Annotated in this window: 17 protein-coding genes and 1 pseudogene; 5 read left to right on the top strand and 13 right to left on the bottom strand. The window is 61.0% G+C overall.

Annotated elements, in window-relative coordinates; all coding sequences use genetic code 11:
- Positions 1 to 26: 26 nt before the first annotated feature.
- The 8 genes from AC0Z5Z_RS05945 to prmA all read right to left on the bottom strand — a co-directional run bounded on the left by AC0Z5Z_RS05945 (position 27) and on the right by prmA (position 10,383).
- A complete protein-coding gene (locus tag AC0Z5Z_RS05945; RefSeq protein ID WP_016771870.1) occupies positions 27 to 623 on the bottom strand; it encodes a MarC family protein in 597 nt (198 codons plus the stop codon).
- Between the two features lie 63 nt (positions 624 to 686).
- Complete coding sequence (locus AC0Z5Z_RS05940) at positions 687 to 3,464, bottom strand: hybrid sensor histidine kinase/response regulator (RefSeq protein WP_485610853.1); 2,778 nt, start codon at positions 3,462 to 3,464, stop codon at positions 687 to 689.
- Between the two features lie 99 nt (positions 3,465 to 3,563).
- Positions 3,564 to 4,859, bottom strand: a complete 1,296-nt coding sequence (purD, locus tag AC0Z5Z_RS05935; protein ID WP_095180918.1) for a phosphoribosylamine--glycine ligase — start codon at positions 4,857 to 4,859, stop codon at positions 3,564 to 3,566.
- Between the two features lie 151 nt (positions 4,860 to 5,010).
- Positions 5,011 to 6,618, bottom strand: coding sequence for a bifunctional phosphoribosylaminoimidazolecarboxamide formyltransferase/IMP cyclohydrolase (gene purH / locus AC0Z5Z_RS05930; protein ID WP_253498693.1), 1,608 nt, complete (start codon positions 6,616 to 6,618; stop codon positions 5,011 to 5,013).
- Positions 6,619 to 6,701: 83 nt separating this feature from the next.
- Positions 6,702 to 7,022 (bottom strand): DNA-binding transcriptional regulator Fis, encoded by a 321-nt coding sequence (fis, locus tag AC0Z5Z_RS05925; RefSeq protein ID WP_002555375.1) that lies wholly within the window; start codon positions 7,020 to 7,022, stop codon positions 6,702 to 6,704.
- Positions 7,019 to 8,029: a tRNA dihydrouridine synthase DusB gene (gene dusB, locus AC0Z5Z_RS05920; protein WP_016771866.1), complete on the bottom strand. Its 1,011-nt coding sequence runs from the start codon at positions 8,027 to 8,029 to the stop codon at positions 7,019 to 7,021. Before dusB ends, fis begins: the two co-directional genes overlap by 4 nt.
- Positions 8,030 to 8,214: 185 nt before the next feature.
- Entirely contained in the window at positions 8,215 to 9,474 is a 1,260-nt protein-coding gene (locus tag AC0Z5Z_RS05915) for a DUF3426 domain-containing protein (protein ID WP_095180915.1), read from the bottom strand.
- A 30-nt stretch (positions 9,475 to 9,504) separates the two neighbouring features.
- Positions 9,505 to 10,383, bottom strand: coding sequence for a 50S ribosomal protein L11 methyltransferase (gene prmA, locus AC0Z5Z_RS05910; protein WP_252879367.1), 879 nt, complete (start codon positions 10,381 to 10,383; stop codon positions 9,505 to 9,507).
- A 194-nt stretch (positions 10,384 to 10,577) separates the two neighbouring features.
- Here prmA and AC0Z5Z_RS05905 point away from each other — a divergent pair, with 194 nt between their 5' ends.
- Positions 10,578 to 14,531, top strand: coding sequence for a type III effector 1 (locus tag AC0Z5Z_RS05905; RefSeq protein ID WP_485610852.1), 3,954 nt, complete (start codon positions 10,578 to 10,580; stop codon positions 14,529 to 14,531).
- 65 nt (positions 14,532 to 14,596) lie between these two features.
- Here AC0Z5Z_RS05905 and accC read toward each other — a convergent pair whose 3' ends face one another.
- The 5 genes and pseudogenes from accC to gcbA all read right to left on the bottom strand — a co-directional run bounded on the left by accC (position 14,597) and on the right by gcbA (position 20,816).
- Positions 14,597 to 15,952, bottom strand: coding sequence for an acetyl-CoA carboxylase biotin carboxylase subunit (gene accC, locus AC0Z5Z_RS05900; RefSeq protein WP_024011424.1), 1,356 nt, complete (start codon positions 15,950 to 15,952; stop codon positions 14,597 to 14,599).
- Between the two features lie 17 nt (positions 15,953 to 15,969).
- Positions 15,970 to 16,428: an acetyl-CoA carboxylase biotin carboxyl carrier protein gene (gene accB / locus AC0Z5Z_RS05895; RefSeq protein WP_016771862.1), complete on the bottom strand. Its 459-nt coding sequence runs from the start codon at positions 16,426 to 16,428 to the stop codon at positions 15,970 to 15,972.
- A gap of 24 nt (positions 16,429 to 16,452) precedes the next feature.
- The gene (gene aroQ, locus AC0Z5Z_RS05890; protein ID WP_016771861.1) at positions 16,453 to 16,908 is read right to left on the bottom strand and encodes a type II 3-dehydroquinate dehydratase; all 456 of its coding nucleotides are present in this window, start codon (positions 16,906 to 16,908) and stop codon (positions 16,453 to 16,455) included.
- Positions 16,909 to 17,147: 239 nt separating this feature from the next.
- Positions 17,148 to 17,684: pseudogene (locus AC0Z5Z_RS05885) on the bottom strand (methyl-accepting chemotaxis protein); the annotation flags it as partial.
- Between the two features lie 1,461 nt (positions 17,685 to 19,145).
- A complete protein-coding gene (gene gcbA, locus AC0Z5Z_RS05880) occupies positions 19,146 to 20,816 on the bottom strand; it encodes a diguanylate cyclase GcbA (RefSeq protein ID WP_016771860.1) in 1,671 nt (556 codons plus the stop codon).
- Between the two features lie 324 nt (positions 20,817 to 21,140).
- Between gcbA and AC0Z5Z_RS05875 the strand changes: the two genes are divergently transcribed.
- Genes AC0Z5Z_RS05875 through AC0Z5Z_RS05860 form a run of 4 tightly spaced genes read left to right on the top strand, consistent with a single transcriptional unit; the run spans position 21,141 to position 23,969 of the window.
- Positions 21,141 to 22,289, top strand: a complete 1,149-nt coding sequence (locus AC0Z5Z_RS05875) for a DUF2515 family protein (protein WP_150741798.1) — start codon at positions 21,141 to 21,143, stop codon at positions 22,287 to 22,289.
- Entirely contained in the window at positions 22,289 to 23,011 is a 723-nt protein-coding gene (locus AC0Z5Z_RS05870) for a hypothetical protein (protein WP_224789886.1), read from the top strand. The genes AC0Z5Z_RS05875 and AC0Z5Z_RS05870 overlap by 1 nt, the downstream gene beginning before the upstream one ends.
- Entirely contained in the window at positions 22,990 to 23,496 is a 507-nt protein-coding gene (locus tag AC0Z5Z_RS05865; protein ID WP_150638191.1) for an Hcp family type VI secretion system effector, read from the top strand. Before AC0Z5Z_RS05870 ends, AC0Z5Z_RS05865 begins: the two co-directional genes overlap by 22 nt.
- Positions 23,493 to 23,969 carry a hypothetical protein gene (locus AC0Z5Z_RS05860; RefSeq protein WP_071174288.1) on the top strand — a complete coding sequence of 159 codons (477 nt, stop codon included), beginning with the start codon at positions 23,493 to 23,495 and terminating at the stop codon, positions 23,967 to 23,969. Before AC0Z5Z_RS05865 ends, AC0Z5Z_RS05860 begins: the two co-directional genes overlap by 4 nt.

Below are 23,969 nucleotides of genomic sequence, written 5' to 3'. Positions count from 1 at the left end.
TTGTGGCGGTTGCGCGGCAACAACACTCAAGGCACCAGATAACCTTTCACGCCGGTAAAAATGATCTGCGCGGCCAGTGCGCAAACAAACAATCCCATCAAGCGGCTGACAATCTGCAAGCCCTGATCGCCGAGAATCCGCTCGATGCGATTGGACAGATACAGCACCACTCCGACAGTAAAACTGGCCAGGGCGATGCTCATGATTGCAGTGAGCTTGTCGTCCCAGTGCGGCTGGCTGACACCCATTACCAGCAAGGCGCCGATGGTGCCGGGGCCGACCGTCAGCGGGATGGTCAGCGGCACGATGGTCACGTCCTGCTGCACATTGTCGGCCTGCACCGCCGGTTTGCCCTGAGCCATGCCCAGCGCGGAAATGAACAGCACGCTGCCGGCGCCAATGCGGAAGGCGTCCACGGTGATGCCGAAGACATCGAAAATCACCCGCCCGAACAAATAGAGCAGCACACTGGAAATCAGTGTGGCGAGGGCGACCTTCCACGCCAGACGCCGCTGTTCCTTGCGCGAATAGCCACGGGTCAGGCTGATAAAGCACGACAACACGAAGAACGGGCTGTAGAGCACCAGCATCTTCAGATAAACGCTGAACAACACATGGAGCATGATGCAAGCTCACTGGCGATGGAGTCGGGGGGGAGTCTATCAGGCACCGCAGATTCTGTCGGTTTACGACGGCTGGGTCGTGGCCCGGTTCTGCTGATCGCGCTGGGCAACCCAGTGTTCGATCAACTCGCGCAACTGGGAGAGCTCGACCGGTTTGGACATGTGCCCGTCCATGCCGGCCTGCCGGGCGCGCTCCTTGTGTTCGGCGAGGATGTGCGCGGTGAGGGCTACAACCGGTGTGCGGATGCGCTGATTGCTGACTTCCCAGGCGCGCAGTTGCTGAGTGGCGGAGAAGCCATCAAGGATCGGCATTTCACAATCCATCAGCACCAGGTCGTAACGCTGGGCCTTCATCGCTTGTAGCGCTTCTTCGCCATTGCTCGCGGTGTCCGGTTGCAGGTTGAGCTTGCCGAGCATGCCACGGATCACTTTGGTCGAGATGGTGTTGTCTTCGGCGACGAGGATGCGGAAGTCGCTCGGCACTTTGGCCGCTGTGGCCGCCGTAACGACCTGCGGCTGGAACGCGACCTGGCCCTTGTTGCGTTGATTGAGCTCGTCAGCCAGCGTGGTCTTGAGCGTATAGCCGGCCACCGGTTTGGCCAGTATTCGTTTGATCCCCGAATTGCGCGCAATGATCTTGCTCGGCGCGTTGCTGATGCCGGTGAGCATGATCAGCAGAATGTCGTGGTTCAGGCTCGGGTCTTCCTTGATCTTCGCTGCCAGTTGCATGCCGGTCATGCCGGGCATGTTCTGGTCGAGCAGGACCACGTCGAAGTAATCGCGCAGATGCGCCTTGGTGCGCAGCAGCGCCAGCGCCTCCTTGCCCGACGGCACGGCGCTGACATTCAGGCCCCAGGCGCTGCACTGCTGCACCAGCACTTTGCGGCAAGTGTCGTTGTCGTCGACCACCAATACCCGCGCGCCTTGCAGCGGGCTGTCGAGGTCGGAGGTCGGATGTTCGAGGCGATCCGGGTCCAGTGGCAAGGTCAGCCACAAAGTGCTGCCCTGGGTGGCGCCGCTCTTGATGCCGAACTCGCCTTGCATCAGACGGATCAGTTGGCGCGCAATCACCAGGCCGAGATTGCCGCCCAGGCGATTGGCCGAGAGGAAGTGCTTGCTGTGCAATTCGGCGTGCAACAGTGCTTCGCGCTCTTCCGGCTCCATCGGCACGCCGCTGTCCTGCACGGCAATGCGCAGGCGCGGCTTGCTGCTGCGCTCATCCAGTGCAACGACGATCAGCACTTCGCCTTCTTCGGTTTTCTTCAGGGCATTTTCCAGCAGGCTCAGCAAGGTCTGGCGCAGGCGCGTCGGATCGCCGCTGATTACCCGTGGCACTTGCGGCTGGATGAAGCTGATCAGCTCGACGTTCTGTTGCTCGGCCTTGGCCCGGTAGATGCTCAGGCAATCATCGATCAGGGCGTTGAGGTCGAACTGCACGTCATCGAGTTCGATCTGCCCGGATTCGAGCTTGGAGATGTCGAGGATCTCGTTGATCAGCGTCAGCAGTTCGTTGCCGGCGCTGTGGATGGTTTGCACGTAATCGCGTTGCTTGACCGACAGCGGCGTGCCCAGCAGCAGCTCGGTCATGCCCAGTACGCCGTTCATCGGTGTGCGGATTTCGTGGCTGATCTTGGCGAGGAATTCGGCTTTGGCGTTGATTTCGGCGTTGCTTGCCGCCAGGTCGCGGCTGATGCTGAAACGACTTTCAGTGATGCTGCGCTGTCGCTCGCCCAAGGCGACGCTCATCAGCAGACCGCTGATGCAGATGAACACCATCAGCGTCATGATCAGGCCTTGCGGCGTGACCAGGGTCAGCCCCAGCAGCGCCGGCAGGATAACCAGGGTGCCGATGTTGAACACGATCATGGCGGCGACGAACAGACGCGCCGGGCGATAGCCCTTCTGCCGGTGATAGAAACCCACCAGCAACATGCTCAGACCGGCCAATGCGACCAATGCGTAGGTGATGATGTTCAGCGGCAAGGTGTTGACGAACAGCAGCAACAGGCTGCACGTGACGATCAACAGAATGTCGCCCCACAGCAGTTTGTTCAGCGGATGCTGGCCCAGTGGTGCAAAGAAGCGCAGGGCGTACATCAATCCGGCTGGAGCCGTCAGCAGCAATGCCAGATAAGCGCCCGGCGTCTGAATGGCTTGCCAGTTCGGCAACCACGGACCGGCGAGATTGAGCAACAGGAACAGACTCAGCCCGAGCAGGCCCTCACAGATCGCCAGCCACAGACTGCTGCGCGAGCGCGAGTAGGCGTAGCGCACCAGGTTGTGCAGCAGGAGCATGGCGAGGCAGCCGAACAGCAGGCCGAAAATCAGCGTCTGCTTCTGATCGGCTGCGCCCTCGATTGCCGCTTGCAGGGTGATGTGCGGGCGCAGCTGATGGCCGGAGACCATGCGTACGTAGACGTCCAGCGGCTTGTCGGCCTGGGGCAGGGGCAGCATGAAATCGCTGCTTGGCAAAGGATGTTCGGCCTGCGGCCGTTCGTTGCCGGTATTGCGTTGCTCGATCAGCCGGTCGCCGTCGAGCACGTAGAGATTGAGTTGGGACAGGTCGGGGGCAAAGATGCGCAGCACTTGTTCGTGCTTGCCCGGCGCCAGTTTGAAGCGCACCCACAGGGCGCCCTCGGGTTCGGCCGCGGTCAGACGGTCAAGCTCGATGGGGCTGAATTGATTGGTGTAGCGAGCGGAGCGGATGTCGCTCAGTTGCAGGATGCCCTGATCGTCAAGCAATACCGACCAGCCACTGCCTTGCGCGGCCTGGGCCGGAAGCATGCAGAGCAAGGTCATCAGCGTGACGGTGAAGCTTATGGCAATCCTGAGCCAGCGCACGGCGAAATCCCTTCGTAGGTTGATGCCAGAATATAACGATGCGCGACGACCGAACAGCCCGGCGAGGAATGGTATCCCGCGCCGGGCCTGATGGATCGCTTACTCCTGGGTTTCGCCGCGTTCACGGGCAATGGCGCGGTAGCCGATGTCCTTGCGGTAGAAGCAGCCTTCCCAGTCGATTGCCGAGGCAAGTTTGTAGGCCTGCTGCTGAGCTTCACCCACGGTGGCGCCCATGGCAGTGGCACACAGTACACGACCACCGGCAGTGACGACCTGACCGTCCTTCAACGCGGTGCCGGCGTGGAAGACTTTACCTTCCAGAGCTGCCGCCGCGTCCAGACCGTTGATCGCTGCGCCTTTGGCGTAGTCGCCCGGGTAGCCGCCAGCAGCCAGAACGATGCCAACGCTCGGACGCGGATCCCACTGTGCTTCAATTTTGTCCAGTGCCTGCGCCAACGCGGCTTCAACCAGCAGCACCAGGCTCGATTGCAGACGCAGCATCACCGGTTGGGTTTCCGGATCGCCGAAGCGGCAGTTGAACTCGATAACCTTCGGATTGCCGGCCTTGTCGATCATCAGACCGGCATAAAGGAAGCCAGTGTAGACGTTGCCTTCCTCGGCCATGCCGCGCACGGTCGGCCAGATCACCTGATCCATCACGCGCTGGTGCACGTCGGCGGTGACCACCGGGGCAGGGGAATAAGCACCCATGCCGCCAGTGTTCGGGCCGCTGTCGCCGTCGCCGACGCGTTTGTGATCCTGGCTGGTGGCCATCGGCAGCACGTTCTTGCCGTCGACCATGACGATGAACGAAGCTTCTTCGCCGTCGAGGAATTCTTCGATCACCACGCGTGAACCGGCGTCGCCAAACGAGTTGCCAGCGAGCATGTCACGCACGGCGTCTTCGGCTTCGGCCAGGGTCATGGCGACGATCACGCCTTTGCCGGCAGCCAGGCCATCGGCCTTGATCACGATCGGCGCGCCTTTCTCACGCAGATAAGCCAGGGCCGGCTCGATCTCGGTGAAATTCTGGTAATCGGCGGTCGGGATCTTGTGGCGGGCGAGGAAATCCTTGGTGAAGGCTTTCGAGCCTTCCAGTTGCGCAGCACCGGCAGTCGGACCGAAGCAGTCCAGGCCACGGGAGCGGAACAGATCGACCACGCCGGCCACCAGCGGCACTTCCGGGCCGACGATGGTCAGGGAAACGTTCTTTTCCGCGAAATCGGCCAGTTGCTCCAGCGCCAACACGTCGATGGCAACGTTTTCACATTTGGCTTCAATGGCGGTGCCAGCGTTGCCCGGTGCAACGAAAACCTTCTGCACACGCGGATCCTGAGCCACTTTCCAGGCCAGAGCGTGTTCACGGCCACCGCTGCCAATGATCAAAACATTCATTTCAAAAACCTCGGATGACGCTAATTCTGTGGGGGCTGATCGTTCCCACGCTCCGCGTGGGAATGCCTCTACGGACGCTCCGCGTCCGAGGGACGCGGAGCGTCCCGGGCTGCGTACCCACGCAGAGCGTGGGTACGATCAAGCAAAATAATCAGTGACGGAAGTGGCGCATGCCGGTGAATACCATCGCGATGCCGGCTTCGTCGGCAGCGGCAATCACTTCAGCATCACGCATCGAACCGCCCGGCTGGATCACCGCAGTGATGCCGACCTTGGCCGCATTGTCCAGACCGTCGCGGAACGGGAAAAACGCGTCGGACGCCATGACCGAACCGGCCACCTGCAAACCGGCGTGCTCAGCCTTGATCGCGGCGATGCGTGCCGAGTTGACGCGGCTCATCTGGCCGGCGCCGACACCGATGGTCTGGCGGTTCTTGGCGTAGACGATGGCGTTGGATTTGACGTATTTGGCGACTTTCCAAGCGAAGATCAGATCGTGGATTTCCTGTTCGGTCGGCGCGCGTTTGGTCACCACTTTCAGGTCATCGGCGCTGATCATGCCGATATCACGGCTCTGCACCAGCAGGCCACCGTTGACGCGCTTGTAATCCCAGGCAGCGGCGCGCTCAGCCGACCACTCGCCGCAGGCCAGCAGGCGTACGTTGGCTTTGGCCGCGACGATGGCGCGGGCTTCTTCGCTGACCGATGGGGCGATGATCACTTCAACGAACTGGCGCTCGACGATCGCTTTGGCGGTCTCGGCATCCAGTTCACGGTTGAAGGCGATGATGCCGCCGAACGCCGACTCGGTGTCGGTGGCGTAGGCCAGTTCGTAAGCTTGGCGGATGCCGCCTTCGGCATCCGGGCTGACCGCCACGCCGCACGGGTTGGCGTGCTTGACGATCACGCAGGCTGGCTTGACGAAGCTCTTCACGCATTCCAGCGCGGCATCGGTGTCAGCGACGTTGTTGTACGACAGTTCCTTGCCTTGCAACTGGGTGGCGGTGGCGATGCCGACTTCGGCCGGCCTGGCTTCCACGTAGAACGCCGCGCTCTGGTGCGGGTTCTCGCCGTAGCGCATTTCCTGAGCCTTGATGAACTGGCTGTTGAACGTGCGCGGGAATTCGCTGCGACCTTCAGTGCTCAGGGTTTCAGCGGCCTGGTTCACGGTGCCCATGTAGTTGGCGATCATGCCGTCGTAGGCGGCGGTATGTTCGAAGGCCTTGAGCATCAGGTCGAAACGCTGAGCGTAGGTCAGGCCGCCGGCCTTGAGATTTTCCAGAACGTTGGCGTAATCGCTGGCATTCACCACGATGGCCACGTCTTTGTGGTTTTTCGCTGCCGAACGGACCATGGTCGGCCCGCCGATGTCGATGTTCTCGATGGCGGTCGGCAGGTCGCAGCCTGGCTTGTTGATGGTCGCTTCGAACGGGTACAGGTTGACCGCTACCAGATCGATCGGCTTGATGCCGTGCTCGTTCATGATCGCGTCGTCAGTACCGCGACGACCGAGGATGCCGCCGTGGATTTTCGGGTGCAGGGTTTTCACCCGACCGTCCATCATCTCGGCGAAACCGGTGTAGTCCGCGACTTCCACTGCGGCAACGCCGTTGTCACGCAGCAGCTTGAACGTTCCGCCGGTGGAGAGGATCTCGACGCCCAGAGCTTCGAGCTCCTTGGCGAATTCGAGGATCCCGGTCTTGTCGGAAACGCTGATCAAGGCGCGGCGGATCGGCAGGCGGGTAGTCTGGTCGGTCATCTCAATTTCCATCAAAAGCAAAGGAAGTCAGCAAAAAAGGCGACCGTTTTTTACGCGGGCGCCTTTCTGGTTTGATTGAATGCTTACAGCAGATCGTACTGCTTGAGTTTCTTGCGCAGCGTGCCGCGGTTCAGTCCCAGCAGCTCACTGGCCTTGGTCTGGTTGCCCTTGACGTAGTTCATCACGCTTTCGAGCAGGGGCGCCTCGACTTCGGACAGCACCAGGTTGTACACATCCGTGACGGACGCGCCCTCAAGGTGGGCGAAATAATTGTGCAGCGCCTTCTCGACACTCCCGCGAAGGGTCTGGCCTTCTTCGCTCGGCGTGTTGAGGTGCTGTTTCAAATTCACGTTGTCGCTCACGGGTGTTGTTCCACTCACTAAAGTCTCGGTCATCATCGTCATGCGGCCACCCCTTCTTCGTCCCCTGTCAGGCTCTTGTAACGCTCGGCGAAGAACTCCCGAACGTCGGCGCATTGTGTTTCCGTACCATCCAAACGATTGAAACGGGCGCGAAACTCCCTGGCGCCCGGCAAGGTTGCGAGATACCAGCCCACATGCTTGCGGGCAATGCGCACGCCCATCACGTCACCATAAAAGGCGTGAAGGGCAGCCAGATGCTCCAGCAGGATGCGTTCCACTTCGCTCAGTTCCGGCGCCGGCAATTTCTCGCCGGTACGCAGGAAATGATCGATCTCGCGAAAAATCCATGGCCGCCCTTGAGCGGCCCGGCCTATCAGCAGGCCATCGGCACCGGTCGCATCAAGCACGTATCGGGCCTTTTCCGGCGAATCGATATCGCCGTTGGCAAACACCGGGATCGACACGGCCTGCTTGATCGCGGCAATCGTGTCGTACTCGGCTTCCCCTGTGTACAGATCGGCGCGGGTGCGGCCATGCACGGCCAGCGCTGTGATCCCGGCCTGTTCGGCGATCTTCGCCACGTTCAGACCGTTCTTGTTTTCGCGATCCCAGCCGGTGCGGATCTTCAGGGTGACCGGCACATCAACCGCGGCCACTACGGCCTGCAGGATCTCGGTCACCAGTGCTTCGTCTTTCAGCAACGCGGAGCCGGCGGCCTTGTTGCAGACCTTCTTTGCCGGGCAACCCATGTTGATATCGATAATCTGTGCGCCCAGTTCGACGTTGGCCCGTGCCGCATCGGCCAGCATCTGCGCGTCGCCACCGGCAATCTGCACCGAGCGCGGCTCGGGATCGCCTTCGTGGATCATGCGCATGCGCGACTTGCGGGTATTCCACAGGCTCATGTCACTGGTGACCATTTCCGAGACTACAAGCCCTGCGCCCAGACGCTTGCACAGCTGACGAAAGGGCTGGTCGGTGACGCCCGCCATCGGGGCGAGAATCAAACCGTTCTGCAATGTATATGGGCCGATGCGTACCGCCGACATAGGACTTCCCTGAAGTGGGGCCGGATCATGAGAGTTCGAAAAAGGGTGGGCATGATACCCGCTCTCGATGACTGGTTAAAGGCTGAATTGAACAAAATCTGAACAGTTATTCTGTTATCGCCAACGGTTTGGTTGGCCGCGATCCAGTCAGAAAAATGCCGTCAATCGAGAAACGCTGAAGCGGTTCACTCCGGTGAGTGGAAGTTCAGGCTGTAATTCACCGCTTTCGGCCCCGGATCGAGAATATCCAGGGCGATGTGGATCGGCGTCTGCGGCGGCATTTCCGCGAGGCCTTCGAGATCGCCGCTCAGATACTCGCCGGGTTTGAAGCGACGACTGGCGATCAGGTGACCGTTGAGGTCGGCAAAACGCAGTTCGAGCAAGGGAAACGGCTGGGAAAAGGTCGCCCGGTTGTAAATGATCGCGTCGACCACCAGCGCCCCGCTGAAATCGGGATGGCTGCGCACCACCAGGTTGCTGCTCTTGATTTTGCCGATATCGACTTTCGACGGCACGGTGCAGCCGATCTGCGGGCAGATCTGCTGGAACCACGGTCGATATTGATCCTGCCGCGCCAGTTCCTCGAAGTGATAGGCGATGTACTGGGCGGCAAGGCCGCCGGCCGCCAACACCACCAGCACCAGCCAGAGCAGGCGCCGGCCCCAGGGCGAGCGGCGCTGCTGCCAGTCCAGTTGCAGCGGGTCGTCGGTCAGATCCTGCAGGACCTCGGCGCGCACCCCGGGCTCGGCCCGTTCGCGTTTTTTGCGCGGCGAAGTGATCAATGGCAGATCGTCGTCATCGTTGTCGTCGCTAGCCGACAGTCGTTCGCGGCGGGCGTTGGGGTCGATCGGGTCATGCAGGCGCAATTGCGGAATCGGCGGCTCGTCATCCAGATCCACCGGCTCCAGCGACAGCGAAGGTTCGGTGCGCTCGGGTTCGAGGGTTTCGATGCCGTCGATATCCGGCTCGATATCCGGCGCTACGCTGCGCTCATCCGCAGGCTCGCTGAACAGGCTGTCGGGCCATGTGCCTTCGTCCGGCTCCGGGCTGTCGCGTCGGGCGCTCAAGGATTCTTCGCGGGTACGGCCGAATTCGGCGGCCGGCTGGATTTCGCGCTGTTCGAGGCGGGCGAGTTCTTCGTCCAGATCGAGGCTGTCCAGATCCAGTTCCGACGCGCTCCATTGCTTCTGGCTGATGGCGCGCGGTGCGGGGATCTGTTCGACGACCGCAGAATCGCTGACAGGCGCGGGCGCTTCAGGCAGCGCTGGTGCGAGCGGCGTCACCGTGTCCTTGCCGGAATGTTGCTCGAGCAGCTGCTTGGCGGCATTGAACACTTGCAGGCAGGAGCCGCAACGAACCACCCCGCGCGCCACGCTCAATTGAGCATGGTTGACGCGGAAACTGGTCTGGCAATGCGGGCATTGGGTGACGAAACTGTCGGTCATGCGGCGATCCGGTTCAGGCAAGCGGTCATTTTAGCGCCGACGCCCGGTGATGCGCACCCAGCCATCGCGATTGGCGATCGGGTCGAGTTCGAAGTCCTGCGCATAAGCTGCCGCTACTTCTTCGCCCTGCTCGGCGAGGATGCCCGACAGCGCCAGGCGCCCACCGCTCTTGACCAGGCTGGACAGCTGCGGCGCCAGCGACACCAGCGGGCCGGCGAGAATGTTGGCGACCAGCACGTCGGCCTGAACCTGCGGCAGATCTTCGGGCAGGTACAGCGGGAACAGCTCATCGGCAATGTTGTTGCGCCCAGCGTTGTCGCGCGAGGCTTCCAGTGCCTGTACGTCGATGTCGGTGCCCACAGCTTCCTTGGCGCCGAGCAACAGGGCGGCAATCGCCAGAATCCCCGAGCCACAGCCGAAGTCGAGTACGTGACAGCCTTTCAGATCCTGACCGTCGAGCCATTCCAGGCACAGTGCGGTGGTCGGGTGGGTGCCGGTGCCGAACGCCAGGCCCGGGTCCAGCAGCAGGTTGACCGCGTCAGGCTCGGGCGCGGCGTGCCAGCTCGGCACGATCCACAGGCGCTGGCCGAAACGCATCGGCTCGAAACCGTCCATCCAGCTGCGTTCCCAGTCCTGATCTTCGATCACTTCGCTGTGATGTTCGGGCAACGGGCTGCCGGTCAGCAATTCCAGATGGGCGAGGACCGGTTCCGGTTCGGTACCGCCTTCGAACAGCGCCAGCAAGTGGGTGTGCGACCACAGCGGCGTGGTGTTGAGTTCCGGTTCGAAGATCGGCTGGTCTTCGGCGTCCATGAAAGTCACCGACACGGCGCCGACTTCGAGGAATGCGTCCTCGTAGGTTTCGGCTTGTTCCGGGGTGATGGCGAGACGGACTTGCAGCCAAGGCATGGCGGGCACCTTTGAAAATCTGTGGGGCAGCCCGAAGCTGCAAAAGCGCGCAGTTTACGCCAGGTCGCCGGCAAAGTGGACACACCGCTTGGCTGTTACACATTCGCGGCCGCGATATACATATGTATGGCCTGAGCACTTTTGTCGGCAAATAGAGTGAGCGCTCATCTCTACGCAACAAAAGGCTGGACGACATGGCGGATCAACAAGGGACTGCAGAAGAAAAACCACCGATAGCCGCTGCGTCTACGGGGTCGGTGCAGGAGATCCTGCTGCGCATCAAGCGCTGGCAGGTGATGATCGACAAGCGCTTGAACGGCCAGATGACGTTGCTCGAGGCGCTGGAGCATTTCGCTTTGACTGAACTGCGCAGGCATTACCCGGACGGCCATTTCGCCCCGGGCTTTGTAGTTGCGCTGCTTGACGCCATTCTGCAAAAGCTTATCGACGGCCGGCCAGTCATGTTCCTGGCGCTCCAGGACGCGCCATTTCGCTGGCCTGGGGGCGCTGACACCGGTTTACCGTCCAGCCGTCATGAGCATGTGATCCGGACGGTGGATAGCGTTTCGCTGCACTTCCTCGACCAGTACAAAAAATACCTGCGAGAACATTGGGCGACAAAAGGGCAGGAAGCGCTGTTTGATCGCCTGATCAAGCGCAAGCTGCGGCGCTATATCAAGGACATCGAGTTGCTGTTGCGCCGTGACCAACTGGCGGGCCTGACACTGGATCAATTGCGCAGCAAAATTGACCGGGTTCAGGCTCGCAGCACGCGTCGGTACCGATTGACCGCCCTGGCAACCGGCGCAGAGAAAAAGATTCTCGAGGCGCATTCCTTCGCGCAACTGCCGTCATGGATGAAGGCGCTGAAGGAGCCGGATCGCGCCTTGTTGCGCGATTATCAGGAGCAGACGTCACTGGCGCAGGCAGCTCTCGATGACCTGCTGCAGGGCCACGGCTCGTTGCGCGACTTTGCCCGCCAGCAGGCCATCGAATACATTCAGCTCAAGCTCGACATGGCGGTTGAACCAGACCGGATCGACGTGCGGCTCAGATGGCGCTCGGCGGTCGGTGAGCCGACCCACAATCGCAGCCTCAGTGACCTGCTGGCATGCGGGCCGATCGGTCAGGACTTCGCAGCGGTATTGGAGATCACCAGTCCTGCGCCATTGCGCAACCAGTCACTCAAGCCGGCATTCATTGCCGACATGCTGGCGGAACAGGATTATCCGGCGGACTACCTGCGCGCCCTCGCCGAGCAGTACCAGCGCACCGACGTGCAAAAGGCACTCATCGACTGGTTCACCGTACGGCTCAGGCAGAGCGCATTCGTCGCGCGCTGCGCAGCTCATCTGGCGGATTCCGACCATGAGCGTCTGGAGCAGATGTGGTCTGGGCAAGCGGCAATGAAACCGTTGCAAGTGGCCGCATTGAAGCTGCCCAACGGCATGCAATGCGCCGATCTTCTGGTGTTCTACCAGGCAGAGACTGAGCAAGCGGTGAATAACCTGGTGCTGTACGCGCCCAACAAACCCGACGGTCAGGAGTGGGTCCGGTTGCCTTCGATTGCGGCGTTGACCGGCGAAGTATGGAGCTGGACGCAGAGCGAATCCGGTCGCGAGTATCTGTTGCAGCAGCTTTCGCCGACGGCACATCACCCGGCACGTGATTATCTTGTGGCTGCGGCGGCCAGTCCTGCTCTCTGGGGCATGCAGAGTGACCTTCGACGAACGCCCTTGCCGTTCGACGAGTGCGTCGAAGCCGCTGCAAAAATGGCCCTGGCAAACAACCTGCAGCGGGTCGAGCAGGACAACTCGCTGCGCTGGTACACGACGCTCGCGCTCGAGGCTCGCCGGCGCATCAGCAGTCTGAATCAGGAACTGATCGTTCATCAGCAGGTGTTCAACGAGCTGCTGGGCGGTTTCGAGGTTTTTGTCGATTTCGCCAGGCGCTCGGTTGCCGCAGCGATCACGCCCTATATGCGCAGCAAGAACGTGCTGGAACCGGTCGATCCGGCCACCGTGTTGATCGATTACAACCCCGGTGTCGCCGACCGCAGGAAGCAGCAGGTTGCCACGCTGCTCGACCTGGCCATTCACGGCTACGATGACAACTCCGGCATCGAACATCCGAAAAAAGGCGTGCGATCGTCGGTTGGCCAGGATCTGAGCCAGGTGCGCAGCGCCGATCTGGCGCTGTATCTGCGCCGGGCGTGGCTGGGTGAAAAATACGCCAGCGAGATCCGTGGCAAATATCTCGACCCGCGTGATGCTGCCTACGAACCGCGTCGCTTTGCCTACCGCAACGTGCTGCTGTCAAAGATGGACCGGGATTTACGCGTTGCCAGAAGTCAGGCGCGATTGAGCGACGCGGTGTATTCGGCACTGGTCCGTCAGGTCTCTCTGTTGAGCGAGGTGCCAGCACCGGGTACGCATTTTCCGGGCGCCAGCATGGTTGAAAGTGACGGCGTGTTCAGGTTCACCGTGCGCCATCACGTCGTGCTCGGGGTGTATGTGCTGACCTCGTTCGACCCCGAGCCGTCCTGGTGGCTGTACACGCCTGATGCCCCCGACGGAATTGTGGTGCGTGCGTATCAGTCACTGTTCGGCGACATCGCCGGCGCTTTGCATGACTACTTGATGGCGCGTACGCCGGTTGCTGCGCGCAGCATCGTGTCGCGCACCCTGTATGCGATTGCGGCCAAAAAACAACGCGTCGATACGCTGCACGAAGCGCAGCGCCTGATTGACGCGCGCAGCGAGTTCAACGCGTACATCGAGCGCGCGGTCACGGATGTGCAGGACATCACCACCAGCCGCGCGCAAATGATCGAACGCCAAGTGGTCAAGGGGCTGATGTTTGCAGCCGCACCGTTTTGCATGGTGTTCCCTCCGTTTGCCTTGCTGCTCGATGTCGTGTTCATTGCCGTCAGCGCTGGTCAGGCGGTCGCTGCGCATCTGGAGGGCGACATCGATGGCGCTCTCGGTCACTGGCTGGAGGCGTCGTGGGGGGCGCTGTTTGCCATGGTCGGCGCAGGCAGTGCGATCAAGTGGCTGGGCGGTGCGGCCAGAAGTCTGAAGCACACGATGAGGCCGGTCTCGTTGTTGTCAGAGCGTCTGAATACCGTGGCTCCGCTACGCAGGGACGCGCTGCCGGCGATCCGGGAGGTACGCTTTCATGCCAGGCAGGCCGTCAGCAAGACGCCCGAACATTTGCAAAGGGTGAGCGAAGAAGGCGTCTTTTTCGGCACCTGGCGCAGCCCGCCCAGCGCTGCACAGCCGCAACCGGCCTATTACATTCGCAACAGAGGCAAGTATTTTCTGGTCAGGGAAAATCCGCATTTCGGTGGCCTGAGCCTGGTCGATGCCCGTCGCCCGACCGCCATCTATCAGCAACCGATTCAGCTTGCTCCGGGGGGCAAGTGGACACATGCCAGGGTCGGACTCACAGGAGGCGACGTGCGCAACCTTGGGCGCGTGAACAATTTGAATGATGCTTTTCCTGGAGGTGTCGAGCCCGTGCTGAACCGCGGCGCGCTGCAGGGCGAAGCCGTGGTGGCGGCTTTCCGTCCCGGATCGCAGGATAACTACCTGTTTTCGTTGAATGCGCAGAGTTGCGTCATCGCCTCGCTGTATAACCCGACGACAAGAGTGGGGGCGGTCATTCATTTTGATCACAATATTCGCCCGTTGATCGAGCGAAGTGTCACGCAGGTGCTGGAGCGTCTGGGGGGAACACCGCAGAACATTCGCGCCACGCTGGTGGGTGGCGACTGGCTGTCGGCGGGCGCCGACATCGGCGGTCCGGTCAGGCGCGTGTTGCGCGAACAGGGCCTGCAGCCGACATGGGATTACTGGTCATACTCGTCGTGCCTGGGCAACAGCTATGGCGTGGTGCTGAATCTGAACAATGGAGTCTCGAGAGTGTTCAAGCATTCCTCTGGTCAGATTGGCAGGCTGTACAACCCGCTTATCGCCAGATCGAGCTATGCCACGGACGGGCTCTCGATACGTGCCCGAAACTTTACGAGGCGGTTCACCCGCAGACCGTTACATGAAAACGCAGCAGGAGCGGTGGTCGATGAGGCTGGCCTGGGGGCATCTGCCGCAATGGTCGAGCAGCAGGCCTTCTCCACAGTGATGGTCTGATGGGTTTGTTGCAGGCATAAAAAAACCCGATCCGCAGGGATCGGGTTTTTCATGCCGCTTCAGCCTTACGACTGTTTGGCCAGCTTGTGCTCGAGGTAGTGAATGTTCACACCGCCCTTGCAGAAGCCTTCGTCACGAACCAGATCACGGTGCAGCGGGATGTTGGTCTTGATCCCGTCGACCACGATTTCGTCCAGGGCATTGCGCATGCGTGCCATGGCTTCGTCGCGGGTTGCGCCGTAAGTGATCAGCTTGCCGATCAGCGAGTCGTAGTTCGGTGGCACGGCATAACCGCTGTACAGGTGCGAATCGACGCGAACGCCGTTGCCGCCTGGGGCGTGGAAATGCTTGACCGTGCCCGGGCTCGGCATGAAGGTCTTCGGATCTTCAGCGTTGATCCGGCACTCCAGCGAGTGACCGCGGATGACCACGTCATCCTGAGTGAACGACAGCTTGTTGCCAGCGGCGATGCTGAGCATCTCCTTGACGATGTCGATACCGGTGACCATCTCCGAAACCGGGTGCTCCACCTGAACACGGGTGTTCATTTCGATGAAGTAGAAACGACCGTTCTCGTAGAGGAACTCGAAAGTACCGGCGCCACGGTAGCCGATGTCGATGCACGCCTTGACGCAGCGAGCCAATACTTCCTGGCGCGCTTTCTCGTCGATGCCCGGTGCCGGTGCTTCTTCGAGAACCTTCTGGTGACGACGCTGCAGCGAGCAGTCGCGGTCGCCCAGGTGGATGGCGTGGCCCTGGCCGTCGGACAGTACCTGCACTTCGACGTGGCGCGGGTTGGTGAGGAATTTTTCCAGATAGACCATCGGGTTGCCGAACGCCGCGCCTGCTTCGGAGCGGGTCAGTTTTGCCGAGGCGATCAGGTCTTCTTCCTTGTGCACCACACGCATGCCGCGACCACCACCGCCACCGGCGGCCTTGATGATCACCGGGTAGCCGACTTCACGACCGATGCGCAGCGCCGTTTCTTCGTCTTCCGGCAGCGGGCCGTCAGAGCCAGGAACGGTCGGTACGCCGGCTTCGATCATCGCGTGCTTGGCCGATACCTTGTCGCCCATCAGGCGGATGGTGTCGGCTTTCGGGCCGATGAAGGCGAAGCCGGAGTTCTCGACCTGCTCGGCAAAATCGGCGTTTTCCGCGAGGAAACCGTAGCCTGGGTGAATGGCGGTAGCGCCGGTCACTTCAGCGGCAGCGATGATGGCCGGAATGTGCAGGTAAGACTGAGCGGCGGACGCCGGGCCGATGCAGACGGATTCGTCTGCCAGACCCAGGTGCATCAGCTCTTTGTCGGCCTTGGAGTAAACGGCGACGGTCTTGATGCCCATCTCTTTGCAGGCACGCAGAATCCGCAGGGCGATCTCACCGCGGTTAGCGATCAGAACTTTTTCCAACTTCGCAGTCATCAAAGGCTCTCCGCGGTTCAAACGATGGTGAACAGCGGTTGGTCGTACTCAACCGGCTGGCCGTCTTCGACGAGGATGGATTCGATCACACCGCTGGTTTCAGCTTCGATGTGGTTCATCATCTTCATGGCTTCGACGATGCACAGGGTGTCGCCTTTCTTCACGGTCTGGCCGACTTCAACGAAGGCAGGCGAGGTTGGCGAAGATTTACGGTAGAAGGTGCCGACCATCGGCGAACGGGCGACGGTGCCGTTCAGCGCGGGTGCAGCAGCGGCAGCCGGAGCAGCGGCAGCGACTGGCGCGGCAGCAGGGGCAGCGGCCGGAGCCTGCATCGGGGCTGGCGCGTAGTACTGCTGCGCCGGGGTCTTGCTGTGGCGGCTGATGCGTACGGACTCTTCGCCTTCCTTGATCTCGAGCTCGTCGATGCCGGACTCTTCCAGCAATTCGATCAGTTTCTTAACTTTACGGATATCCATGAATCATCAACTCCCAAGGGTCGGTCAGGGGCGTATAGCTTGGTGTTCAAGCTGCTCTAGTGCGGCCTCCAGGGCCAGTCGGTAACCGCTGGCGCCAAGGCCGCAGATCACTCCTACCGCTACATCGGAGAAGTAGGAGTGATGGCGGAAAGGTTCGCGCTTGTGCACGTTGGACAAATGCACTTCGATGAATGGGATGCTCACTCCCAGCAGCGCGTCACGTAATGCGACACTTGTGTGCGTAAAAGCCGCCGGATTGATCAGAATGAAGTCCACGCCTTCACCGCGTGCAGCGTGGATGCGATCGATCAATTCGTACTCGGCGTTGCTTTGCAGGTGCAGCAGATGATGGCCGGCTTCACGGGCGCGCCGCTCCAGATCCTGATTGATCTGCGCCAGGGTCGTCGACCCGTAGGTCCCCGGTTCCCGGGTGCCGAGCAGGTTCAGGTTGGGGCCGTGCAGCACCAGTAGCGTCGCCATCTGCGTTGTCCTTGTTATCAATGTGCAGTCGTCAGAACCCGGCGACTATGCCGCAAAGCCTTTGTGACTGTCCAGTTCCATGCAATAGGCGGCACGATGGGCGATGTTTGCGCGAAATTTGTGACCGAGTGAGCTGATCCGGTCATTCGTGGTGTCGGCAAGAGCCTCTTCGCGAGCAGGCTCGCTCCCACAGGGGTATGCATTCCAATGTGGGAGAGCCTGCTCGCGAAGGCGGTGTGTCAGACGCGAAAGGCTTGAACGGCCGTATGCAATTGGCCGCCGAGGACCAACAGGTTCTCGCCCTGTTCGCGGCCCTGGCCGATGCGCAGCAGGTTATCCCCACCCAATTGATGAATGCGCTCGCTGTGATCGCGGATTTCGCTGACCGCGCCACTTTGCTGCGCGGTGACATCGGCGATGCGCACGGCGGTGTCGGCGATGGTCTGGATCGCGCCGACGATTTTGTCCAGTGCACCGTCGGCCGCTTGCGCCTGACTGGCCGTGGCTTCGGCGTGTTCGACCTGCGCGCGCATGCCTTCGACCGATTGCCGCGCGGCGGTCTGCAGGCCGGCGATCAGTGTCTGGATTTCCGCCGTGGCCCCGGCGGTGCGTTGTGCCAGCGAGCGCACTTCCTCGGCGACCACGGCAAAACCACGGCCCATCTCTCCAGCGCGGGCCGCCTCGATCGCGGCGTTCAGGGCGAGCAGATTGGTCTGGTCAGCAATCGAACGAATCACTGTCAGCACGCCGCCGATCGTTGCTGATTCTTCTGCCAGATGTTCGATCATCTGCGCATTGCCTTGAACCTCACCGACCAGCGCATGCAGTCCGGTCAGGCTCTGGCCGATTACAGCCTGCCCATGCTCGACGGCGAGACCGGCATGACGACTGGCGTCGGCAGCCTGACGAGCATCGCCGGCCACTTGCTGAATGGTCGCCTCGAGTTCTCCCAGCGAATCGCGAATCAGCGCAGTATCGCCGGCCTGATGTTCGGCGCCGCTGTGCAGGTCATTGCTCAGTTCGGCGAGGGTGCGGCTGCTGCCCGCGACCTGCTCGGCGTTGCCGCGAATGGTGCCGACCAGATCCACCAGATAGGCGCGCAAGCGGTTGAGCGAGGCTTCGATGTCGTGCAGTTCTCGATTGGTCTTGCCCAGTTGGATGTCGCGACTGAAATCGCCCTCGGCCCACGTCGACAATGCCGGGGCGAGGTTGGTCAGGGTGCGGGCCAGGCGCCGCTGCAAGGTATCGATGAGCAGGGCGATCAGCAGAATCAGGCCGATCATCACGCCTTGCATCAGGCGCACTTCGCCCTGGATCTGCCCATGTTGCGCGCGTACCACCGGTTCGAGGCCGGCGATGGCGTGTTGCACGCTGGCGATTTTTTCGTGGGTCGCGGCGCTGAGCTCGGCGCGTTTCTGGATCTGCTCGCGGGTGCGCGCCAGTTCCGCCGGATAGCGGCCGAGCAAGCTGTTGAGTTCGCGTTTGAGGCCGACACCGGCATCTTCGGCGGCGGCTTTGTCGGTGTTTTCGATGCCCATCAGCGCGGCGAAATCGTCACTGCTCGATTCGTTGCTGGCGACCACACCGAGCAAGGGCAGGGCATCGATGGCCTCGGCCTGGGCGCGCATGTTGCTCACTTCACGCTCGACATCGGCGGCCAGCTCACTGCGCCCGCTGCTCACCAGTTTGTCCCGCGCCAGCGACAGTCTGCCCAGATGCTGCGATGCGGCAAGCAGTGGCGCGAGGTAGGCGGCGTTGCCATTGGCGTAGGTATTGAGCTGGTCGAGGCTGGCGCTGAGTTCGCGTTCGGCCTGCAACAGCAGCGCCTGCGGATCGCCAGCCAGTTTGCCGGCGGCGAGCAGGTCGGTTTTGCTGAATTCATCGAGGCTCGACAGGCTTGGCCGTACGGTGTCGGCCAGCGCCGGGGGCAAGTTACCCAGTTGCTTTTGCACGCTGTCGATAGCCTGGGCGGCGCTGCTCAGGCGCAGCGCGTCACCGCTGGCCAGATAATCCTCGACGTTGCGCGCCACTTCATTCTGAAATTGTTGCGACAGCCCCAGGTAACGCTCCATCAACAGATAGGGGCGTTCGAGGGCTTTTTGCGACCACCACAGCGTGGCGCCAAGGGCCACGCAGACGGCGACCAGCAGCAGAGTGTTGAGATTGGTGAGCAACTTCAGGCGCATGACGGCTACCAACGGCAGGAATGGTAAGCGCCTGAATTTATTGCGGTTCTATTACAAGGTTATGACCGAATCAGTGGATTCCGATGAAAAAGTGGCACTTTGCTTTGACTGGCGCGCGGTCTGCACCCGATTGCGTCCTGCACCCTTGGCGCGATACAGCGCCTCATCGGCCTGGCTGGCCATCATCAGGCTGTCGGAGTCATCGCACATTTCTACTACGCCGGCGCTGAACGTGCACCAGAGGTCCTGCGGCTGCGCCGGGTAATGAATCTCGGCGAAGCGCTGGCGAATCTCGTCGAGGACTTTGTGCGCCGCGTCGATATCGGTGTCGGGCATGACGATGGCGAACTCTTCGCCGCCGTATCGGCCAATGAAATCGGTCTTGCGCAACCGCTGCTTGAGAAACAGCGCCAGGCTCTTGATCACCCGGTCGCCCATCGGGTGGCCGTGGCTGTCGTTGACCCGCTTGAAGTGATCGATGTCGAGCATGGCAAAGCTCAGCGGTTTGTTTTCGCGGCGCGCGCGGAACGAGCAGTCTTCGAGCAATTGCAGAATATGCGTGTGGTTGTACAGACCGGTGAGGCTGTCGCGGACCATCCGTGCTTTGAGGTTGCGCGCCCGAGCGGCGCGGTTGCGCACAGTGGTGATCAGGTGCCGCGGTTTGATCGGCTTGGTCAGGAAGTCATCGCCGCCCTCGCTCATGGCGTCGAGCTGCTTGTCCAGATCGTCCTCGGCCGACAGGTAAATGATTGGCACGCTGACGTAGCGGTCATTGTGACGGATCACTTTGGCCAGCTCGGTGCCGGTGCAGGCCGGCATGTACATGTCGAGGATGATCAGGTCCGGCTGGAAATCCGCCAGCTCGGCCATTGCCTGAATCGGTTCGATCAGGGTGCGGGTGACAATCCCGGCACTGTTGAGCAGACGCTCGGTGTGCAGGGCCTGGGCGCGCGAGTCGTCGATGATCAGCACTTTATAAGGCTCGTACTGGGCGACGCAGGTCAGCACTTCGATTTTTTCCAGCAGGCTCGAGGCTTCAAGGGTGCCGGTGAGGAATTCCTGGCCACCGGCGCGCACGGCGGCTAGGCGGGTCGGGGTGTCGGTTTCGTGCAGGCTGAAGAACAGCAGCGGCAGCGGTTCTTCGAGGCCGACCTGAGCTTCGGCGGCGAGTTTCAGGCCGATGCCGGGGCCACTGAAATCCACGTCCATGACAATCGCTGCGGGCAAGCGCTCGACCATCGACGAGCGAAACGCCGCGACACTGTCCAGTGCCTGTGCGCTGAGGCCAAAGAATTCGAGCTGCTTGGCCAGGCGTTCGGCGCGGTCGTGATCCTGCAACATTACGTAGATCGGCTTGCGCAGCGGCGGCAGGAACGTCTGGTCGAGCTGATCACCATGGCGCAGGCCGGTACGCGACAGGCGCTGCATCAACCGATTCAGATCAGTGATCAGGCCGCTGCTGAGGCGCCCACGGTTGGCATCCACCGCTTGCAGCGACTGGCTGATGTGGTGCGCCAACTGAGTGTGTTCCGGCTGTTCAAAGCGCTCGGCAAAACGCAGCAGACGCAGATTCGCCTCGCTCAGTTCGGCAAGATCGACGGTGGACCACTCACTGCGTTGCAGGCGCTGCCATATCTCAAGAATCTGACGTGCCTGATGAATTACCCGCTGGGCAAAGTGGTGCTTGAGACGCTCACGGCTGGGGTCTTCTGGCTCGGTCATATCCTGACTACTAGTTAGGGTGCATGCTGAGATCGACTGGTGGCTCTATGCTAGCACCTCTTTTCCCTTAGACGAGTGTCGTACGTCAATAATCTGCTGGACGACACGATTCAGTTTCTGACCGAGTGGTTTTGTTTTTACCTCTGATTTTGACCAAGTGCCCGCATGCTGGGGCTTAGCGAGCAATCCTGCCAGCGCTGTCGACATTTCAGCGGCCTTGATAGGCGGCGTCTGACAGCGCTTTCTGATTTTTCTTCTACGCGCTTTCACCGGCCCGGTTGGCTGTTACGGTTCAGGGATTCCCCTAGCTGCCGTCCATCCGCCATGAGCCAATGTTTCACCGAACTCGCCAGTGATGCCCAGCGCCTCAATCACAACATCACGCCCATCGACGACTGCGCCTGCGGCGAAGAGTTGTTGTATGGCGAGCGGGTGCAAGTGACAGAGGTGCCAGTGCTGACCTGCCAATGCCTCTGGCGGCGCTATCAGCGCGCCGCCGAGGCAATTGTCGCCCCGAACGGCGTGCTGATTGCCGATCCGGTCGCGCGCAACCGAGCGATCAACGCGGCTTATGCCCGGTTGTGGTTGCACGACTCACGTTTTCAATGGGCGGGCCTGGCGGCGTTTGCCTCCAAGCAGGTCGGCTGTGGCTTGCTGCATGCGGCACAGAATATCGAACGCATCCGCGAGGAATACGAAGCGCGGCAGCGGCTGCGAGACAGCCGACGCGAATCCGGATTGCTCACGCCGGAAAAAATGCCGGGACAGGCCGAAGACCTGCGTGAATATCAACAGGCTCAGGCGCGTAATCCGCTGTCTGTCATGGATGCCCGGGTGCCAGGTGAAGAGCTGTCGGTGGCCGAGCAACAGTTCCGGCATGTCTACGAAATGATGGCGATGGGTAATACCACGCTGTTTCTGGATGTTTATCCGTTGCATCAGTTCTATGCGGTGCGGGGATTGGCGGAGTTGAAGAAATGTCTTCGCGACCGGGAGAAGATTCAAGGGCATGCGAAGTGGCCGGTGCTTTGGCCGGTGGGCCAGGCAACACTCAAGTTTGGATATGTACGTCCTGAAATAGAGATGGCCTTTGAAGCTATAGACGCGGGGAGCGTTGCTGAAAGCGTGGAGCATTTGGCGTGGCACGAGCAGCGAAACATCCTCCAGCCGACCATTTACGAAAACAGCCACCTGGTTGCGCTTTTGCGCGGCAATCATTTTTCTTACGTCACCAACTTTCCTTCCGGCGTCGCTCAGGCCATCGAACTGACACTGACCAGCCAATGCCAGCGTGTCGATGATGGCCGCACCATTGATTTTGATAGCAGCCCGCTGGCGGATTTGTCCGATATCGACCAGCGAATGAAGTTTGTGCTGCGGGCGGCAAGTCGTTTTGATCTGTTGCTCAACGACAGCAACAAAGCGTTGTTGGCGCAGTCCATTCGCGAGATTGCGCTCAGGGAGGAGGGCTGATGAGCTTGCGCCTTGCTCAAATCGGCCGACGTCGGTGTGTGTGGTTTGCGATTTGTACCGTCGTTGCGCTGGCCACCTTGCGGCAATTGATGCAGCCGCTATGGAACGATCCAGTCATTGCCTTGAGGATCGGCGAAACCTCCGAGTACATGGAGGCACATTCGACTGCTCCGTTCAGTATGTGGGGGCGCGGTAGCAAGACTGTTTCCGGTGGAATTCCGAAGACGGATGCGCGCCTGCGCTTCGTTGATCCGCAGTACGGGTTCGAGACGCCGCTGGCTCGGTTTTTCACCGTGACGTTCGTCAACAATCTGGTCGTTGACATCAGTATGTCCCCGCAAATCGAGCCTTTGCTGATCGACGACGCCATGAAGGTTGTCACCGATCTGCAGAGGCAGTGGTGTGCAAAAGGCTGGAGACCGATGGGTACGCAGGGTGACCCGACAATCGCGGACACCCCCGAATGGCGCGCATACGTCAGACAAGGAGTGCTTTCGGGGGTGTCCTATTGGCAGGCCGGCGACAAATATCAGGCAATGCTGAGTTTAGGGCGCTTCAGAGATTCCAGACATCTTGATCAGGAGCGCTACCTCATCACTCTCGACGTTGCCGAACCGTGGATTCCTTTCGACGAAATCGAAGATCGCCGCCTCGAATCCCATCACTTCCTCCCACCCCTGCCCGAAAAAGGAGCTATCCCATGCCCATCCCAGCCTTCATGACCATCCACGGCAGCCGCCAGGGCCTGATCACCGCCGGCGCTTTCACTGAAGCCTCGGTGGGCAATACCTACCAGAGCGGGCGCGAAGACAAGATCATGGTGCAGGCCCTCAGCCATGGCATGTACATACCCAAGGATCAGGGCGCCGGGCGGCGGATGCACAGGCCATTGATCATCACCAAAACCCTCGACAAGGCTTCGCCCTTGCTGAATATGGCGCTGTCCAGCGGCGAGTTGCTGAGCGAATGCCGCGTGGAGTTTTATCGCACTTCGGCCAGCGGCGTGCAGGAGCACTTCTACACGGTGGAACTGGAGGATGCGTTGGTCGTCGGCAGCGAACTATTGATGCCGCACTGTCTCGACAGCGGCACGTCGCACCTTACGCAACTGGAGAAAGTCCACTTCAGCTACCGGCGCATCTACTGGCGCCACGAAATCAGCCGGACGATGGGTTCGGACGAGTGGCAAGGCGAGGGACTTCGATGAGGCTGGTCCGTGAGCTGAGCCTGACCGACCACGAGCGCCAGCATGTGTGTTGCGTGGAAGAGGCGCTGGAGCACGTCAGCAGTCTGTTGAGCATGCGCCAACCGCTCGAAGGGCTGGACCAGCTACGCGCAGGCTTGATGATCAATCTGGACAGCGAAGTTTTGGCGCAGATCGAACAGGGTGAATGGAGCCTGATCAAAGCCGAGGCCGACTATGGCTACTGGCAGGGCGCCGAAGCGGTGTTCCACCAGGCCGTGCTCGATCTGATGAACAACCCGCCCGAGCAGCCCACCCGCACCGCACGAATCTTTCGTCTGGTCGACAGCGTGACCGGTCAGCCGTTGCCCGCGCAGGCCTACATCGCCACGATCGATGGAATACCCAGTCAGCGACGAACTGACGCCCAAGGCATTGCACATCTGTTTACCGACGACCAAGTGCCGCAGCTTTCGCTGCGCATCTTCAACGTCTGA

Source organism: Pseudomonas sp. 1L-E-NC-VB-C3 (genome assembly GCF_057291535.1).
Note: the sequence above shows the minus strand (reverse complement) of the source record. Positions and strands in the feature narration are given on the sequence as shown.